General features: G+C 70.4%; 14 protein-coding genes and 2 pseudogenes. 6 read left to right on the top strand and 10 right to left on the bottom strand.

Features of this window, described 5'->3' with window-relative positions; all coding sequences use genetic code 11:
- Positions 1 to 633, bottom strand: coding sequence for a class I SAM-dependent methyltransferase (locus ACN6LB_RS32970; RefSeq protein WP_445029041.1), 633 nt, complete (start codon positions 631 to 633; stop codon positions 1 to 3).
- A gap of 138 nt (positions 634 to 771) precedes the next feature.
- On the opposite strand from ACN6LB_RS32970, the gene ACN6LB_RS32965 reads away from it, so the two are divergent.
- Complete coding sequence (locus ACN6LB_RS32965) at positions 772 to 906, top strand: hypothetical protein (protein ID WP_356140129.1); 135 nt, start codon at positions 772 to 774, stop codon at positions 904 to 906.
- A gap of 16 nt (positions 907 to 922) precedes the next feature.
- Here ACN6LB_RS32965 and ACN6LB_RS32960 read toward each other — a convergent pair whose 3' ends face one another.
- Entirely contained in the window at positions 923 to 1,375 is a 453-nt protein-coding gene (locus ACN6LB_RS32960; protein ID WP_445029040.1) for a GNAT family N-acetyltransferase, read from the bottom strand.
- A 142-nt stretch (positions 1,376 to 1,517) separates the two neighbouring features.
- Here ACN6LB_RS32960 and ACN6LB_RS32955 point away from each other — a divergent pair, with 142 nt between their 5' ends.
- Complete coding sequence (locus ACN6LB_RS32955) at positions 1,518 to 2,912, top strand: M1 family metallopeptidase (protein WP_445029039.1); 1,395 nt, start codon at positions 1,518 to 1,520, stop codon at positions 2,910 to 2,912.
- A 263-nt stretch (positions 2,913 to 3,175) separates the two neighbouring features.
- Here ACN6LB_RS32955 and ACN6LB_RS32950 read toward each other — a convergent pair whose 3' ends face one another.
- Together ACN6LB_RS32950 and ACN6LB_RS32945 are read right to left on the bottom strand one after the other, a co-directional pair.
- Positions 3,176 to 4,273 carry a trypsin-like serine peptidase gene (locus ACN6LB_RS32950; RefSeq protein ID WP_445029038.1) on the bottom strand — a complete coding sequence of 366 codons (1,098 nt, stop codon included), beginning with the start codon at positions 4,271 to 4,273 and terminating at the stop codon, positions 3,176 to 3,178.
- 499 nt (positions 4,274 to 4,772) lie between these two features.
- The gene (locus ACN6LB_RS32945; RefSeq protein ID WP_079422987.1) at positions 4,773 to 5,177 is read right to left on the bottom strand and encodes a type II toxin-antitoxin system PemK/MazF family toxin; all 405 of its coding nucleotides are present in this window, start codon (positions 5,175 to 5,177) and stop codon (positions 4,773 to 4,775) included.
- A 109-nt stretch (positions 5,178 to 5,286) separates the two neighbouring features.
- Between ACN6LB_RS32945 and ACN6LB_RS32940 the strand changes: the two are divergent.
- A pseudogene (locus ACN6LB_RS32940) lies at positions 5,287 to 5,785 on the top strand (transposase); the annotation flags it as partial.
- 202 nt (positions 5,786 to 5,987) lie between these two features.
- Complete coding sequence (locus ACN6LB_RS32935) at positions 5,988 to 7,013, top strand: lytic polysaccharide monooxygenase auxiliary activity family 9 protein (protein ID WP_445029037.1); 1,026 nt, start codon at positions 5,988 to 5,990, stop codon at positions 7,011 to 7,013.
- 77 nt (positions 7,014 to 7,090) lie between these two features.
- Here the strand turns inward: ACN6LB_RS32935 and ACN6LB_RS32930 are convergent, their stop codons facing one another.
- Both ACN6LB_RS32930 and ACN6LB_RS32925 read right to left on the bottom strand, forming a co-directional pair.
- Positions 7,091 to 7,945, bottom strand: a complete 855-nt coding sequence (locus ACN6LB_RS32930; protein ID WP_445029036.1) for an esterase/lipase family protein — start codon at positions 7,943 to 7,945, stop codon at positions 7,091 to 7,093.
- Positions 7,946 to 8,137: 192 nt separating this feature from the next.
- Positions 8,138 to 8,584: a MarR family winged helix-turn-helix transcriptional regulator gene (locus ACN6LB_RS32925; protein ID WP_356140590.1), complete on the bottom strand. Its 447-nt coding sequence runs from the start codon at positions 8,582 to 8,584 to the stop codon at positions 8,138 to 8,140.
- A gap of 93 nt (positions 8,585 to 8,677) precedes the next feature.
- Here ACN6LB_RS32925 and ACN6LB_RS32920 point away from each other — a divergent pair, with 93 nt between their 5' ends.
- A complete protein-coding gene (locus tag ACN6LB_RS32920; protein WP_445029035.1) occupies positions 8,678 to 9,052 on the top strand; it encodes a cupin domain-containing protein in 375 nt (124 codons plus the stop codon).
- Positions 9,053 to 9,070: 18 nt separating this feature from the next.
- Here the strand turns inward: ACN6LB_RS32920 and ACN6LB_RS32915 are convergent, their stop codons facing one another.
- Together ACN6LB_RS32915 and ACN6LB_RS32910 are read right to left on the bottom strand one after the other, a co-directional pair.
- Positions 9,071 to 10,045 carry a DNA polymerase Y family protein gene (locus ACN6LB_RS32915; RefSeq protein WP_445029034.1) on the bottom strand — a complete coding sequence of 325 codons (975 nt, stop codon included), beginning with the start codon at positions 10,043 to 10,045 and terminating at the stop codon, positions 9,071 to 9,073.
- Positions 10,042 to 13,491 (bottom strand): DNA polymerase III subunit alpha, encoded by a 3,450-nt coding sequence (locus tag ACN6LB_RS32910; RefSeq protein WP_445029068.1) that lies wholly within the window; start codon positions 13,489 to 13,491, stop codon positions 10,042 to 10,044. Before ACN6LB_RS32910 ends, ACN6LB_RS32915 begins: the two co-directional genes overlap by 4 nt.
- A 165-nt stretch (positions 13,492 to 13,656) precedes the next feature.
- Between ACN6LB_RS32910 and ACN6LB_RS32905 the strand changes: the two genes are divergently transcribed.
- A complete protein-coding gene (locus ACN6LB_RS32905) occupies positions 13,657 to 14,694 on the top strand; it encodes a DUF3533 domain-containing protein (RefSeq protein WP_445029033.1) in 1,038 nt (345 codons plus the stop codon).
- A 117-nt stretch (positions 14,695 to 14,811) separates the two neighbouring features.
- Here ACN6LB_RS32905 and ACN6LB_RS32900 read toward each other — a convergent pair whose 3' ends face one another.
- Together ACN6LB_RS32900 and ACN6LB_RS32895 are read right to left on the bottom strand one after the other, a co-directional pair.
- A complete protein-coding gene (locus ACN6LB_RS32900; protein ID WP_445029032.1) occupies positions 14,812 to 15,894 on the bottom strand; it encodes a S1 family peptidase in 1,083 nt (360 codons plus the stop codon).
- Between the two features lie 278 nt (positions 15,895 to 16,172).
- Positions 16,173 to 16,461 (bottom strand): annotated as a pseudogene (locus ACN6LB_RS32895) (slipin family protein); the annotation flags it as partial.

Genomic DNA, 16,461 nt, shown 5'->3' with positions numbered 1-16,461 from the left:
TCACGGCGACCCTGGGCCCTTGAGGCCGGCCACCACCGCGTACCGCTCGTCCGCCACCTCCCGTCCCCACAGCCGCGCGTCGTCCGACAGCCGCTCCAGGCGCACGTCCGCGACAAGAGGCGCGAGGAGCGCGGTGAGCCGGTCGGCGGGTACGCCCACCGGGCTGACCGTGCCCCAGACGCCCTCGACCAGGACGAGCCGCCCTCCGGGACGCAGGAGTCCGCACCACTGCCGCAGCACGCGCGCGGGATCCGGCAGCGCCCACAGCACATGGCGCACGAGGACCACGTCGAACCGCTGCTCGCCGACGGGCGGCGCCGCCGCGTCACCGACGAGGAACACGGCGTCACGTCCGGCGAGCTTGGCGCGGGCGAGGTCGATCATGCGGGGCGAGAAGTCCACCCCGGTGACATGGTGGCCCCGCTCGGACGCGAGGAGTGACAGGCTGCCGGTGCCGCAGCCGAGGTCGAGCACGTCGGACGCGGCTCTGGGCAGCCACTCCTCCAGCCGGGCCGCCCAGGCCGCGCGCACGCCGGGGTCGCGCAGCCCGTGGTCCGGCTCGTCGTCGAAGGTGGCGGACTGCGCGTCCCAGTCGACGTCCGCTTCCGGGTTGATGCCGTTGTCACTGGTCATGGGCCCCAGAGTGACACCCGCCACTGACAATCGAATCGTGACGGCCGCCACTGACAGACCGCGACCGATGAGGAACCCTCACCGAAAGGGTCTATCTCCGTGCAATCGCGGAACTCTGATAGGCACAAGGAGGCAGCCATGCGCCGTGTAACCGTGCAGAAGCCCCTGAGGAAGTCGGATTCCCGGCGTGTGCGGGACGAGGCCGACGAACGCCCGGCCGAGCGCCCGGAGGTCCGAAAGGACATCGCGCGCACCTGGTGGCCGGACGGCTGATCGAGCCGTGGAGCCGTCAGGCGGCCAGCCGCTTGCGGTAGTGGATGCGGTCGTAGGGGCCGTCCACACGACGCTCCACGACCTCGTAGCCGTACTTCGGGTAGATCTTCTGGTTCTCCCACATCATCGCGTTCGTGTAGAGCCTGACCTCGGGCAGACCGAGCGCACGCGCGCGTGCGTCCACGAACTCCAGCAGCCGTCGCCCCACGCCCTTGCCGTGGGCGTCCGGGTGCACGGCGATGCTGTCGAGGAACAGATGGTCCTCGTACGCCTCGATCACCACCAGGCCGATCACGGGCTCCCCCGTGACGAACACCCGTCCGGCGGCCACGTTCGCCGCGTGGTCCGCCTCCATGGGCACGGGCACCACCCCGATGCGCGCGATGTAGGGCTGATACGCGGCATCGGTCACCGACTTCACCGCGGCCACGTCTCCGGCACCGGCCGGCCGGATCTCCTCGACTGTCATACGGCGAACGGTACCTACCTGATCGCGGTTGGCCCGAGCCCTCGCCTGCGATGGCCGGCGCACTGCCCGGTCGGACCTTCTTGGCAGGAAGATCCGCCCAAGTCGGTTCTCCCGTCGGTGAGTTGTGGCAGTATCGGCTGGCATGTCGCCGTCAATCGCATGGCCGCACCTGTCCCGTCGTCGCCTGTTCCTCGTGCTCCTCGTGCTGCTCGTTTCGGTCGGCGCCGGTGTGAGCGATGCTCGCGCGGTGCCCGGGCCGGGAGCGGCCAGGGCCGCGGCGACGCCCGATCACGCCCGCTACGACGTGGCTCTGCGCTCCGACGCCGACGGCAGTCACTGGACGGGACGGCAGCGGGTGTCGTTCCGCAACGCGTCGGACCGGCCTCTGCGTGAGGTGTACCTACGGCTGTGGGGCAACGGCGAGGACAAGTGCGGCACGCCCGGTGCCCCCTCCCCCGTCACCGTGTCAAAGGTAGGTGGTGGCACACCAGGGCCTCTCGCCGTGGATTGCACGGCCCTGCACATCGCCCTGCCGAAGCCGCTCGCGCACGGCGAACGGACGTCCCTCGCCTTCGATGTCTCCATCACGGTGCCCGACCGCAATGCCCGCTTCGGCCGCGAGGACGCCTACCGCTTCCTCGGCAACGCGCTGCCGGTGCTTGCCGTGCACGACGCGAAGGGGTGGCACCTCGACCCGTACGTGGCCCTCGGTGAGAGCTTCTACGCGCTGACCGGCGATTTCCGGGTCCGTCTCGATCACCCCTCGGCCCTGCGAGTGCCCGCGAGTGGCCGCACCCGCACCTTCCCCGGCGGTCCCGGCCGTACGGTCACCCTCAGCGTCGCGGACCGGGTGCGGGACTTCGCGTGGGCCGCGGGCCCGTTCCGCACGGCGACGCAGACCACACCCGGGGGCGTGCGCGTGAAGTCGTACTGGGCGCCCGGCACATCCGCTGCGGGCGTGCGCTCGACCCGCACGGACGCCGCAGCCGCGGTCGACCGGTTCGGCCAGGAGTTCGGCCGCTATCCGTACGGCGAGATCGACCTCGTGATGACCAGCGGGTTCGGCGGCGGCATGGAATACCCCGGCCTCGTCCTCCTGGGCACGACCGACGAGGGCAGCGCCGTCGTCCACGAGGTGGCGCACCAGTGGTGGTACGGCATCGTCGGCAACGACGAGTACACCTCGCCGTGGCTGGACGAGAGCTTCGCCCAGTACGCCAACGCCCGCTTCCACGGCTGGGAGACCCGCGACTGCTGGTCGGACGACGACTGGCCCGACGACAGCACCGCACTGACCGCGTCGATGGCCTACTGGTCGCAGCACCGCGGCGAATACCATCTCGTCTACACGGCCGGGCCCTGCGCCCTGTCCGACCTGGAACGCACCCTCGGCGCCGACGTCATGGCACGGCTCCTGAAGCGGTACGTCCACGACCACTGGTACGGCGTCTCCACCACCGCCGACTTCAAGAAGGCCGCCCAGTCCATGACCGTCCAGGATCTCGGCCCCTTCTGGAAGACCCACCGCATCCGGTGACGGGGGCTCGACTGCCACTGCTCGCCCCCAGGTGAGACCAGGCTTCCCAACCGCCCTGCCTGAGCCACGGCGGATGAAAGCGATCGTGCATCTCGCTGCACACGGACGGGGCCCGCCCCGTGCTCCGAGGCGGGCCCTGGTTGTTCATCGGTACCTGTCGGGAGGATCGGCCACATGAGGATCCCTGGCGGAGGGCGGTACGCGAGGCCCGTCAATTCCGCGGCCTGGATCCGTTCGACTTGCGGCCGAGTGCCGCGTAGGGCCTACGGCCATGTGCTGCGTGCCCAACTCACCAGGTTCGTCAGCGCGGATCCGCCGGCGGCACAGTTCTGCATGGGCTCACCAGGGTTGTCCTCGCATCCGGAGTGGGTGCCAACGACGTCAGGTGACCCGTTGAACCATGCGAACACTGGCGCGCCGCTTTGGCCGTGGTAGGCATCGCCCCGATATTCCAGCTCGACGCCGGCACCGTCGTTGTCGTCGTCGATAATCGGGAAGTTCAGGTGCAGCCACGGCCGCTCAGCGTTGTCCTTGTCCCCGGGGTAGCCCGGCAGCGTGAAGACGCTTTGGTCTTCCCAGGCGCTGTTGTACGTCCGGCATCCGAAGTAGCCGAACGAGGTGCCGAGCGGAGCAGCCAGCCGCATGACCGCCATGTCGTCGCCTTGGGAGTGGTTGCTGTATCCCTGGGCGTTCGTTACCCACGAAGCCGCAGACGAGCCATAGAGCGAGCTCCCGTTGTAGTAGGCGGGGATGAACAGCGCCTTCCAGTTCGAGGAACCCCACGGCACCATGTGGCTGGCTGTCAGAATCGTCCGCGTACCGAGGAGCGCGGCCGTTCCTGAATTGTCCCAACCCGGACTGGATGCGTTTGTCCAGACGAAAAGCCGGCCGACGCAATTCCACGGATAGGAGTTGGGGTAGTACGACGACCGGTTGTCCGGCAGGATCACGCATTCGGGGCGCACCCGTGTTCCGTTGCGGCGTACCAGCCGGGTCGGATCGATTCGGGGCGCCAAGGCCGGCGTGACGGATACCGCGGTCCAGTCAGGAATGTACGACGAACTGTCGGTTCCCGCCTTGGCGTCGGCCGCCCGCATCTCAGCCAGGTCGGACTCGATTGCCTCCGGCGTCGTCGGCTCAACCTTCCGAACGACGACACCGAGGACGGTGTCGGGATCACTGACGCCCACGTGCCCGTCTGAGCCCGTGTCGAAGGCGCTGGTCGGGTCGTCCAGCGGGTCGCCGAGGCGGTCGAAGGTGAGATAGTTGTGCGGGGTTTTGAGGGCCTCGGGCGGGTCGCCGTTTTGTGGGCGCGAATTCTTGATGATGCTGTCCAGTTGATCGGGCTGATCGTCGGGCATGTCTCCCCTTCGAATGCGATCCGGGATGGTGCGGCACGGGCTCATCACACTGAGATGTGATGAGGGGTCATGACGCAGCTCTCATCGGCGTTGCGTGAAGCGTCAACGACCCGTGCTGCGCTACTGATCAGGCACTCCCGAGCCTGCCATCGGGCATGGTCCCTCGCGCGTCATCGGCGACTGAACGGGGGATGCCGGCGGGTCCTGGCCCTTCGTGTCCCTCCCGGAAGCAGCACCGTCCGTCGCACCCGAGAGGTCCATATTCAGGTCGCGTTCAGCAACGGACACTGGTTCAGAGAAGTCACAAGACCAAAGCTGATCGCACCGCTCCGGATGGTTCGGGGCATCAAGCACCCGGCTGCGCTCCGCTCCGCCGGACGGGCACGAAGGCCGTAGATCGTGATCTCGATGGTGAGGGGCGTCGAGGCGGCAGGTGTCCAGCGTGGATCATCTCGCCCGAGATCGCCCATGCCGTCGCGGGCGTCGGCTCCTTCTCCGTCTAGCCGAGTTCACCGCGACGGAGGGCGTCCCTTAGCTCGCTGAGCTTCGCGGTCGTTGCCGGGGTCCGCTCCTGTGCTTGTTCAGCGAGTCGGAGGGCATCGTCGATCTCGCTGAGCTTCCTGGAGGACAGGACGGCCGCCCGCTCTATCAGGTCGTCCCGGGACACGGTGGTCAGCCACGTGCACGGGGTGAAGCCCGGACGGGGGAACGCGAGCCGCAGCACGCCTTCGAGCGGCAGCCCTTCACCGGCGCCGACCGTCACTTCGATACCCAGACCGCTGATGTCGAGGCCCGCCGGAGCGACGACCTGCATCACCTGGAACCCGGACGCGTCGTCTCCTGACAGGAGTACGACCAACCTCCGCTCGTCGAACTGGACCCACCAGACTTCGCCACGTTGCACAAGCCCTCCGATACACAGGACGGCAGGCAGAAGCTGCGCGACCTGACCCGGTGTGGATACGGGTGCGGCCCCCGTTGATCATCGGCGTGTGAAGACAAACGATCATGCGGTGGCCGCAGAGCACAGCGTAGACCCTGCCTGCCGGCAGGAGGCGTTCGAGGGCCTGATGAGCCGGATGGCGGGACGCTTCACACGGGTCGAATCCCGACACCGGGCCCGGAAGTTGGTACTCGGCCTGTTGCCGGACCTGCCGCGCAAGAACTGCTGGACCATCGCCGAGTGGGCCGGGGACAGGACCCCGGACGACATGCAGCACCTGCTCGGGAGGGCGAAGTGGGATGCCGACCAGGTCCGCGACGAGGTGGGTGACTACGTGGTGGAGCATCAGCACGACGACGAGGCGGTGCTGCGGGCACGCCCCAGTGGACCGGGAACTCTATGTTCCGCGTTCCTGGACCTGCGATCCCGACCGCTGCCGGGCCGCCGCCCTCGGTGACAATAAGCCGGAGCCGGCCGCTCGCATGGTCACCCGATTCCTCGACGCCGGCCATCGGGCCGCCTGGGAGCCAACAGACGCGTCCCACGATGGACAACCGCGAACGACCACGGACGGTGGCGCCGCTCCCCCACTGGTGAGGCACGACTCTTCGACCACGCTGCCTGAGCCCTCAGTTAGCTCTGCCTTAACGGCGCCATAAGGATCTCCATCACCCGCCTCCAGCAGGCGATTCCACGGTTTCTTGGGGCTAGCTTGCTGATCGCCCCCACAGGGTCCGCCCCACGCATCGAGGCCGTTTCGAGGAGTTCCCCATGCCCGTACGCCGCCAGGTCGCCGCTGTCACCGCTGTCGGCATCGCCCCGCTCGCCCTGACCGCACTCGCCGCCGCGCCCGCGGCGGCACACGGCTCGATGGGCGACCCGGTCAGCCGGGTCGCCCAGTGTTACGCGGAGGGTCCGGAGAGCCCCGGGTCCGCCGCCTGCAAGGCGGCGGTCGCGGCGGGTGGCACCCAGGCGCTCTACGACTGGAACGGCATCCGGATCGGCGACGCGAACGGCCGGCATCAGGAGCTGATCCCGGACGGCAAGCTGTGCAGCGCCGGCAACGACGAGTTCAAAGGGCTCGACCTGGCGCGCGCCGACTGGCCCGCGACGGGCGTGAGCAGTGGCTCGTACACCTTCAAGTACCGCGTGACCGCCCCGCACAAGGGGACCTTCAAGGTCTACCTCACCAAGACCGGCTACGACCCGTCGCAGGAGCTCGCCTGGGCCGACCTGGACCTGGACCACCCGGTCGCGACGGTCACCGATCCGGTTGCGTCGGGCGGCTTCTACACCTTCTCCGGCACGCTCCCCGAGCGTGCCGGCAAGCAGCTTCTGTACGCCATCTGGCAGCGCTCGGACAGCCCGGAGGCGTTCTACTCCTGCTCCGACGTCAGCTTCGGCGGGAGCGGTGGAGGCAGCAACGGCGGCGGTACGGCGACCGGTTCCACCCCCGCCCCGCCCACCGGCACGCCCACCGCCTCCGCGTCCTCCGCGCCTGCACCCACCGCCTCCGCGCCCTCCGACGAGCAGATCGAGGCCGGTGCCGACAAGTCGACCGTCGAGCACCACGGGCACGGCGACTCCGACGCCAGTACGTCGGCGAAGCCCAGCGGGAAGCCCGGCGCGGCCAACCGGCCCGACGCCGCGGGCGCCTCGGAGAACCTCGCCGAGACCGGCGGCGACGGCAGCACACCGTACGTCGCGATCGGCGGGGCGGCCGCCCTGGCGGTCGGTGCCGCGGCGTTGTTCGCCTCGGTCCGGCGCCGCGCGACGAGCGGCCGCCGCGGCCGTTAGGACGGGGGCAGCACAGGAGGGGGTGTCCGGCGGCTCAGGCCGGACAGCCCCTCCGGGCGCCCTTCCCGGGCAATCGGCTAGGACAGGCAGTTGGTCGCGCTCGCGTGCGCCGGATCGAGGGCGTTCGCCACCTCGTGGTACGCGACGCGGTCGAGGAGCCCGATCGTCACGTGCTCGGAGAGATCGACCGCGCACAGGTCCTGGAGCAGGACGTTGTGGACGTCGGATCCGCTGAGGAACTGCGAGCGGTACGGCGTGACCACCTCGTCGTACTTGGTGGCGATGACCGTGTAGTGGACACCCGCGACGGTGTCGCCGCCGGCGTTGAGCTTGGTCAGGAACGCGGACCCGGCGACCTGGTCGGCGAGGCCCGGCGCGCCCGAGGACAGCGCGTCCGCGGCGCCCGGGAAGTAGGGCAGCAGGTTGGCCAGCCCGGAGAGGGTGGTGCCGTGGTTGTCGGGGGCGATGCCGACGAGGGTGTTCACCTTGGCGGCTCCGCCGAGGAACTTCAGGTAGTAGCGGGGCATCATCCCGCCCTGCGAGTGGCCCACGAGGTCGGCCTTCGCGGCGCCGGTCGCGGTCAGCACCCGGTCGACGAAGACCTGGAGCTGCCCGGCCGACTTGTCGATGGGACCGAGGCCGTTGAAGAACGGGACGTTCGGCAGCTGGCCGTAGTCGAGGGAGAAGACGCAGTAACCGCGGTTCTCCAGGTACGGCGCGAGAGCCAGCCAGTTGTCGACGGAGTTTCCGAGGGTGCCGTGCACGAGGACGACGGGGCGGGGGTGGGCCGCGGACGGCTTGCAGGAGTAGTCGTTCCAGCCGGTACTGGGAGCGGAGTCGGCTCGCGCGGTGGCGGCTGCGGGGACGGCGGTGACGGCGGCGGCCAGCAGTACGGCGGCCAGCGGTCCGAGAGCTCTCTTCCAGGGCAGCATCGTGTGATCTCCTTGCGGCTCAAGGGAGTTGCGACGGCGTACGCCCTGTGATCCGGATCACGAGGATGCTGTTCACTCGTCAAGTTACGAGTGAGTAGTGCAAGTGTGAAGTTACGCGTCAGTAAAAACTTCCAGTGTTAGTTACGTTCGAGTTGAACTCGTCCGAGAACACGGGCAAGCACCGACAAACCATCACCAGGCGGGCCTGATAGGACCATAGGGTGCGATGCGCAGCAACTGATCGCGCAACACGCGCACTTCACCCTCCCCGAGGAGCTCGACCCACGGACGGACCGCGTCGGCCGCCGCCGCCTCCGCGGCGCGCGTGCAGGCCCAGCCGAGGTCGGTGAGCACCAGCAGGCGGGCGCGCGCGTCATCGGGATGCGGCCGCCGTTCGACGTACCCCTTGCGCACCAGTTCGTCGACGAGCTGACTCGCGGCCTGCTTGGTGACGCCGAGGTGGGCGGCGAGGTCGGTCACCGTCGCCCCGGCAGGGGCGAGCCGGGTGAACGCGAAGCCGTGCGCGGGCCGCACTCCCTCGAATCCGCGGGCGACCACACCGTCGTTGATGCGCTGGGTCAGCTCGCCGGCGGCGGCGAGCAGGGCTGCGGACAGGGCCAGGGCCTCGGAATTCTGCACGGGAGCATTGAAACACCCTTGACACAGTGGTCAAGCAGCTTGACTATAGAGCGACATAGTCAAGCTGCTTGACTACTTTCCGAGGAGAAAACCTTGCCCATCGTCCATTCGTCCGAAGCCGTCACCCACGAGATCCACGGCGCCCGTTTCGTCTCGTACGCCACCCCTCTCAGCGGCAGCAAGGAGCTGTGCGCCTGGCGCGGCGAGATCCCGGCCGGAACGAAGGCCCCCCTGCACACCGTCAACCGTGAGGAGATCTTCCACCTGCTCGGCGGCGAGCTGCTGATCACGCTCGACGGCCGCACCGAGCGCATCATCGCGGGCGACACGGTGATCATCAACCCCGGCGCGACCTTCGGCGTCGAGAACCCGACCGGGGAGACCGCGATCTCCTGGGTCACCACGTCCATCGGCCTGGAGGCGGAGCTGGCCGACGGCACCCGGATCGTTCCGCCGTGGGCCAACTGATCCGGAGCCGCCGGCAGATCACGCGGCCAGCGTCCCCGGCACGATCACATGCGGGCCGAACTTCGCCCGCGCCCGGTCCGCGACCTCCTCGATTCTGCGGACCTTCTCGTCCACCGGGTCGAAGGTGAGCTGGTGGGAGGCCTGATCGGCGGGGCCCAGCCCCTCTGCGCGCAGGGCGATCGAGCGGACCCGGGCGCGCTGCAGGCCGAGTGCCTCGTACATGCGGTACGCCGTGGCGGTGAGCGCCGAGGAGTGGGCGGTCGGTTCCTTGAGGGTGCGGCTGCGGGTGGTCGCAGACCGGTCGGCGTAGCGCACGGTGAGGGTCAGGGTGCGGCAGACCTTCTCCAGGGCGCGCAGCCGGGTGCCCAGTTCCTCGGCGGCGGAGAGCAGCGCACGACGGTGCCGGTCCGGGTCCAACTCGTCGTGGTTGAAGGGGCGTTCGGTGGCGAGAGCGCGCGAGGTGGCGTTCGGTACGACGCGGCCGCGGTCGATGCCGGACGCCTTCTCGTGCAGTTCGCGGCCGGTGCGCGCGCCGGTGAGGCGTTGCAGGGTGGACAGAGGTGCGGCGGCGACCTTGCCGAGGGTGTCGAGGCCGTACTCGCACAGGGTGCGGGCGGTGGCGGAGCCTACTCCGGGCAGGGTGGCGACGGGCCGCTCGGCGAGGAACTCCGCGACGGCGCCCGGCTCTTCGGGCACCACGCAGGTCATGCCGGGGGCGGACGCACGCAGGGCCATCCGCGCGAGCATCGGTCCCGGCCCGGCGCCGATCACACAGTCGATGCCGTATCTGGCCAGCGCCCGCACCCGGATCAGCGAGGCGAACTCCACGGTCCCCCGCCCGAAGTACCGTTCGGCGCCCCGCAGGTCCACCAGTGCGCCATCGGGCGGCAGCGCCTCGACGACGGGCGTGAACTCCTCCAGGAGGCCGAGGAGTTGAGGCAGGACGGCCTCCCGCGTCGGAGGCAGTTGGAAACGTACGCAGAGGATGGTCATCCCGCACTCCCCGGACTCTGGTGCCACAGCTTCTTTCCGCCCGCGGGCCCTTCACCCGCGGGGCGCAGATCGGCCCAGGGGTGCATCACATACCCCGTGGACATACGGATCTGCCTGCTCTCCTTCGCCTCTGCCTGCTCCGGTTCCGGTACCGGCTCCGCGAGCCGCGCCGCCACCAGGTCGATGCCGCCCTCGGCGCGCAGTTCGACGAGTTCGGCGAGGTTCCAGGCGGCCGCGCCCACCACGCTGAGGCTGCGCGGGCCGCGGCGCTGGACGACACCGCGCACCAGCAGCAGCCAGGAGTGGAAGACGGTGTGGGCACAGGCGTCGTGCGAGTCGTCGAAGAAGGCGAGGTCGACCAGGCCGGTGCCGTCGTCCAGCGTGCTGAAGATGACCCGCTTGCCGGAGCGGATCGGCGGGGTCTGGGTGGCCGCCTTGGCGCCCGCGACAAGGACCGTCTCGCCGTGCCGCGCCGCGCGCAGCCGACGGGCCGTCACCACGCCCAACTCGTCCAGGAACTCCCGGTGGTCGTCCATCAGGTTGCGCGAGGCGTCCATGGAGAGCACGCCCAGCTCGGCGCTGAGTTTCTCCGCCGAGGAGAGGTCGGGCAGCCCGGCCGAGGCGGTCTTCCGGCCGCCGGACAGCGGGAGTTGGCCCCCGCGAGCGCCGCGCGCACCCCGGTGCAGTTCGGTCAGGTGCAGTTGCAGGTCACGGCGGTTGGCGCCGAACGCGTCCAGTGCGCCGACCTGGGCGAGCCGCTGCGCGAGCGGCCGGCTCGGCCGGGCCCGCTCCCAGAAGTCGAGCAGCGAGGCGTACGGCTGCCCGTCCGCGATCCGCGCCGCCTCGGCCTCGCTGATGCCGTGCACGTCGGAGAGCGCCAGCCGCACGCCCCATCGGCCAGGAGCATCAACCGATTCAGACACCAGTTCGATACGGTGGGCGACCGCCGACCGGTTCACGTCCAACGGCAGCACCGGCACCCCGCGCCGCCGCGCGTCCGCCAGCAGCAGCCGCTTCGGGTACATCCCGGGGTCGTGCGTGAGCAACCCCGCGTAGAACGCGGCCGGGTGATGGGCCTTCAGCCACGCCGACTGGTAGGTCGGTACGGCGAAGGCGACCGCGTGCGCCTTGCAGAAGCCGTACGACCCGAAGGCCTCGACGATCTCCCAGGTGCGCGCGATGGTCTCCGCGTCGTACCCGCGCACGGCCGCGTTCTGCGCGAACCAGAAGCGGATCCGCCCCTGCGACTCCGGGTCGGACAGCCCGCGTCGCGCACGGTCCGCCTCGCCGCGCCCGCAGCCGGTCATGATGTCGATGATGTCGATGATCTGCTCGTGGAAGACGACGACTCCGTACGTCTCCTTCAGCGGCTTCTCCAGGTCCGGGTGCGGGTAGCGCACGGGCGCCCGGCCGTGCCGTGCCTCGATGAACGGCCGCACCATGTCGGCGGCGACCGGGCCCGGCCGGAAGAGCGAGATGTCGACGACGAGGTCGTGGAAGGTAGCGGGCTGAAGGCGCCCGACCAGGTCCCGCTGGCCCGGCGACTCGATCTGGAAGCAGCCCAACGTCTCGGTGGACCGGATGAGCCGGTACGTCGCCGGGTCGCCCGGCGGCACCGCGTCCAGGTCCGGGGAGACCCCCGTAGCCCGCTCCACCTCGGCCACCGCGTGCGCCATCGCGGACTGCATCCGCACGCCGAGCACATCCAGCTTGAGCAGCCCGAGGTCCTCTACGTCCTCCTTGTCGAACTGCGCCATGGGAAACCCCTCGCCGCTGGTCGGCATCACCGGCGTACGGGCGAGGAGAGAAGCGTCGGAGAGGAGGACCCCGCACGGGTGCATGGCGACGCCGCGCGGGAGGGCGTCGAGTGCCTCGACCAGCTCCCACAGCCGTCCGTACTTCTCCTTCTCCCCTGCGAGAGCCCGGAGTTCGGGCAGTTCGTCCATCGCCGCGCGGGCGTCGCGGGCCCGGATGTGCGGGAAGGACTTGGCGATCCGGTCGATGTCGGCCGGGTCCAGGGAGAGGGCGGCGCCCACGTCACGGATCGCGTGGCGGACACGGTACGTCTCGGGCATCGCGACGGTCGCGACCCGTTCGGTGCCGAACCGGCCGATGATCGCGCGGTACACCTCCAGGCGGCGCGCGGACTCCACGTCGATGTCGATGTCGGGCAGCACGGAGCGACGCTCGGACAGGAAGCGCTCCATCAGCAGCCCGTGCTCGACGGGGTCGGCGTGCGCGATGCCGAGGAGGTGGTTGACGAGGGAACCCGCGCCGGAACCGCGTGCGGCGACCCGGATGCCCATCTTCCGTACGTCGTCCACGACCTGAGCGACCGTCAGGAAGTAGGAGGCGAAGTCGTGGTGGGCGATGATGTCCAGTTCGCGGTGCATCCGCTCCCAGTACGCACGCCGGCCGGTGTAGCCGCGCAGCACCATGCCCGCCGCGGCCCGGGAGGCCAGGGCGCGCTGGGCGGTGCGCCGGCCGGCGCCGACGAGGTGCGGTTCGGGGAAGTGGACGGTGCCGATGCCGAGGTCGTCCTCGGGGTCGACGAGGCACTCGGCGGCCGTGGCCTCGGTCTGTTCGAGCAGACGGTGGGCGGTGTCGCGGCGGTAGCCCGCGGCCTCGACGATCCGTTCGGCGGCGCCCAACATGGCGGTCGCGTCCTTGAGCCATGCCTCGCCGGAGTCCAGCTCGCGGCGGGGGTCGACGGGAACGAGGCGACGGGCGGCGTCCAGGACGTCGGCGACCGGGCCCATGCCGGGGTCGGCGTACCGGACGGCGTTGCCGAGCACGGGCCGCACCCGCTGCTCGGCGGCGAAGCCGACGGTGCGGGCGGCGAGCCGCAGCGAACCGGGACCGGTGCCCGTGCGCCCGTGCCAGACGGCTTCGAGGCGCAGGGCGTCGCCGTAGATCTCCCGCCAGGGTGCGAGCAGCCTCGCGGCCCGGTCGGGGCGGCCCGCGGCGAGGGCGCGGCCGACATCGGAGGAGGGGCCGAGCAGCACGGTCAGGCCTTCGGCGTGGTTGTCCGGCCAGGGCAGCAGCGGTGGGCCCTCGCCCTCGCCGGCATGCGCCGCCGTAACGATTCTGCAGAGGTCGGCCCAGCCGGCCGCGCCGTCCCGGGCAAGGAAGGTCACGCGGGGCGTGGACTCATCGACGAAGGCGCCGCCACGGACCGGGGTGCGCCGCTTCTGCCCCTCGGCGGGCACCCCGCGCTCCCCGCGCCCGGATTCCTGCACCGCGAGCTCCGCCCCGAACAGCGGACGGATGCCCGCCTTCGCGCAGGCCTTGGCGAACCGGACCGTGCCCGCGAGGGTGTCCCGGTCGGTGAGTGCGAGGGCGTCCATGCCCTGCCCGGAGGCGCGCTCGGCGAGGCGCTCCGGGTGCGAGGCGCCGTATCGCAGGGAGAACCCGGAGGCGGTGTGCAGATGCGTGAAACCCGGCACACGCACCTCCAGTCCCAGGGGCTCACCGGCGAGCCCCGCCGAGTCTTCGAACATTCGTTCCCAACATTCCCACCCCCACCATAGACCAATTTTCGAACTGTTGTACGACATCCATTCGGACCCGTCCCACCTGCACGAACACCACCCGGACCGGACCGTGGGGTCATGACGCAGACAGCCGACGCCGACACCCCGCGCACGTCCTTCCTCGCCGAGGTGAAGGGGGCGGTCACCCCGCGGGCCACCCTGCTCGTCATCGGTGCGATCGCCCTGCAGCTGCTCTTCATCGCCTCCTACGTGGGCGCCCTGCACCACCCGAAGCTCAAGGACGTGCCCTTCGGAGTCGTCGCGCCTCAGGTGGCCGCCGAGCAGGCCGTGACCCGGCTGAAGCAGATCCCGGGCAAGCCGCTGGACCCGCGGGCGGTCACCGACGCCGCCACGGCGCGGAAGCAGATCATGAACCGTGACATCGACGGCGCCCTGGTGATCAACCCGGCGGGCACCACCGACACGCTCCTGGTCGCCTCCGGTGGCGGCAGCGCCCTCGCCCATGCCCTGGACACGCTCATGACCACGCTGGAGAAGACCGAACGGCGCACGGTGCGGACCATCGACGTGGCCCCGGCCTCCTCCCAGGACTTCGACGGACTCTCGTCCTTCTACCTGGTCGTGGGCTGGTGCGTGGGCGGCTACCTCTCCGCCTCGATCCTGGCGATCAGCAGCGGCGCCAGGCCCGCCAACCCGCTCCGCGCGGTGATCCGGCTGGTGGTGATGGCGCTCATCGCGGTCATCGGCGGAATCGGCGGCGCGGTCATCGTCGGGCCGATCCTCGACGCCCTGCCCGGCAGCGTCTGCGCCCTCTGGGGCCTGGGCGCCCTGGTCATCTTCGCCGTCGGCGCGGCCACCCTCGCCCTGCAGGGCGTCTTCGGGATCGTCGGCATCGGCCTGGCCATCCTGCTGATCGTCATCGCGGGCAACCCGAGCGCGGGCGGCGCCTTCCCGCTGCCGATGCTGCCGCCGTTCTGGCGGGCGATCGGCCCGGCCCTGCCGCCGGGCGCGGGCACCTGGACGGCTCGCTCGATCGCGTACTTCAAGGGCAACGACGTCACCGCCTCGCTGCTGGTCCTCTCCGCATGGGCGGTCGCCGGAACCGGCATCACGCTGGCGGCGGCCTCGCTGCGCAGAAGGCGCGAGACCGTCTGAGGCCGGCGTTCGTCGCCGGAAAGAATCCCGCCCCCGCAGCCTGCGCGGGGGCGGGACCGGAGCACCGCGGCCCGGGGAATTCCCGGGAGCCGGTGCTCTGCCGGGTCGGTGAGTCCGTCAGCCGATCTGGGCGCCGAAGGCCGAGAGCGCCTCGGTGACCGGCTGGAAGAAGGTCTCGCCGCCCGCGGTGCAGTCGCCACTGCCACCGGAGGTGAGGCCGATCGCGGTGTCACCGGCGAAGAGCGAGCCGCCGCTGTCGCCCGGCTCGGCGCAGACGTCGGTCTGGATGAGCCCGTTGACGACGTCGCCGTTGCCGTAGTTCACGGTGGCGTCCAGGCCCTTGACCGTGCCGTCGTGCACCTGGGTCGTGGAGCCGCTGCGGGTCACCTTCATGCCGACGGTGGCGTCGCCCGCCTTGGTGATCGCCTGGCTGGAGCCGTTGTAGAGGTCGACCTCGCTCGGGTGGGCGGTGTCGGAGGTGTACTTGACCAGGCCGAAGTCGTTGTCCGGGAAGCTGGACTGCTCGTTCGTGCCGATCTGGTTGCCGCTGGAGTCCGACCAGGTGGAGATCGCCTCGGTGCAGTGCCCGGCGGTGATGAAGTACGGCTGGCCGCCCTTGACCACGTTGAAGCCGAGCGAGCAGCGCCCGCCGGAGCCGCTGATGGCGTCACCGCCCGCGATGAAGGGCTTGAACTCCCCCTTCGTGCGCTGGAGTTCGGTGGTGGCGCCGAGGCCGTCGACGACCTTGGTGAGCTTGGCCCACTCGGCCGCGGAGACGGTGCGGTCCGCGGTGACGACGACCTTGTTGGTCTCCGGGTCGGTCGCCCACGAGGTGCCGGGGATGGTCGCGTCCTGCCGGAGCGTCGCACGGGTGCTCTTCAGCTCGGCCAGGGAGTTCTCGACGACTCTGGCCTTGGCGCCGGCCGCCTCGACGGCGCTCGCCGCGTCCTCGTCGAGCACGTTCACGACGAGATGCTTCGCCTTCGCGTCGTAATACGTTCCCGCCGCGTCGGCGCCGAGGTCCTTGCCGAGGGTCGAGGCGAGCTTTCCGGCCGCCGCGATCGAGAGCGTCTCGGGCGCCGAACTCTTCGGCGCCTCACTGGCGTTCGCAGTCTGGAAGGTGACGCCCGCGGCGACCAGTGCGGCGATGCCCGCACCTACCGCGACTGCACGGCGCTTGGGTATACGTCGGTGCTTCAACTTACGTCCTCCTGTGGGGGGCGGCCCGGGAGGTTGTGGGGACCCCCAGGACCGGAAGGCGTACGGGCATGAAGGCGGCACACAAAAAAAGCCGCGTTCATGCCAACGGTTCGGCGCCCACTATTCCGAGGCGCACAGGGGGCACACAAGGTCGACTTCAGGACGAGCATGCGACCACGGGCGTACGCCCCCCGCGCGGGCCCTACCGGGTGGTCACCCCCGGTGGGTTCGCACTGCAAACGCCCGGGAGCACTTACGCACCGCGCCGCCCGCGAGGTCTAGTCCTGTCCGAATTTCGATGCATCGGGGTCCGAATCCAACCGCGGTGCACGCGGCGGCAGTTGCTCCTGCACCGATTGCTCGGCCTCCCGCGTCGGTTCCTGAGCCTCCGGCACCGCCCGCAGGGGGCCCTGTCCCGGTTGCTGCGCCGACTGCTGAGGGCCGGACTGCGGCGCGGCCTGCTGGGCCCGCTCCAGGAAGCGCAGCAGCTCCACCGGGAAGGGCAGGACGAGGGTGGAGTTCTTCTCGGCTGCGACCGCCACCACCGTCTGCAGCAGCCGCAGTTGC

The sequence above is a fragment of the Streptomyces sp. SAS_270 genome (assembly GCF_052543295.1).
Note: the sequence above shows the minus strand (reverse complement) of the source record. Positions and strands in the feature narration are given on the sequence as shown.

Excerpts from the sequence above, each read along its gene's own strand:
- ACN6LB_RS32960 (WP_445029040.1), bottom strand. The coding sequence starts at position 1,375 with ATGACAGTCGAGGAGATCCGGCCGGCCGGTGCCGGAGACGTGGCCGCG.
- ACN6LB_RS32955 (WP_445029039.1), top strand. The coding sequence starts at position 1,518 with ATGTCGCCGTCAATCGCATGGCCGCACCTGTCCCGTCGTCGCCTGTTC.
- ACN6LB_RS32915 (WP_445029034.1), bottom strand. The coding sequence starts at position 10,045 with ATGACCATCCTCTGCGTACGTTTCCAACTGCCTCCGACGCGGGAGGCC.
- ACN6LB_RS32930 (WP_445029036.1), bottom strand. The coding sequence starts at position 7,945 with ATGCTGCCCTGGAAGAGAGCTCTCGGACCGCTGGCCGCCGTACTGCTG.
- ACN6LB_RS32965 (WP_356140129.1), top strand. The coding sequence starts at position 772 with ATGCGCCGTGTAACCGTGCAGAAGCCCCTGAGGAAGTCGGATTCCCGG.
- ACN6LB_RS32935 (WP_445029037.1), top strand. The coding sequence starts at position 5,988 with ATGCCCGTACGCCGCCAGGTCGCCGCTGTCACCGCTGTCGGCATCGCC.
- ACN6LB_RS32905 (WP_445029033.1), top strand. The coding sequence starts at position 13,657 with ATGACGCAGACAGCCGACGCCGACACCCCGCGCACGTCCTTCCTCGCC.
- ACN6LB_RS32970 (WP_445029041.1), bottom strand. The coding sequence starts at position 633 with ATGACCAGTGACAACGGCATCAACCCGGAAGCGGACGTCGACTGGGAC.
- ACN6LB_RS32950 (WP_445029038.1), bottom strand. The coding sequence starts at position 4,273 with ATGCCCGACGATCAGCCCGATCAACTGGACAGCATCATCAAGAATTCG.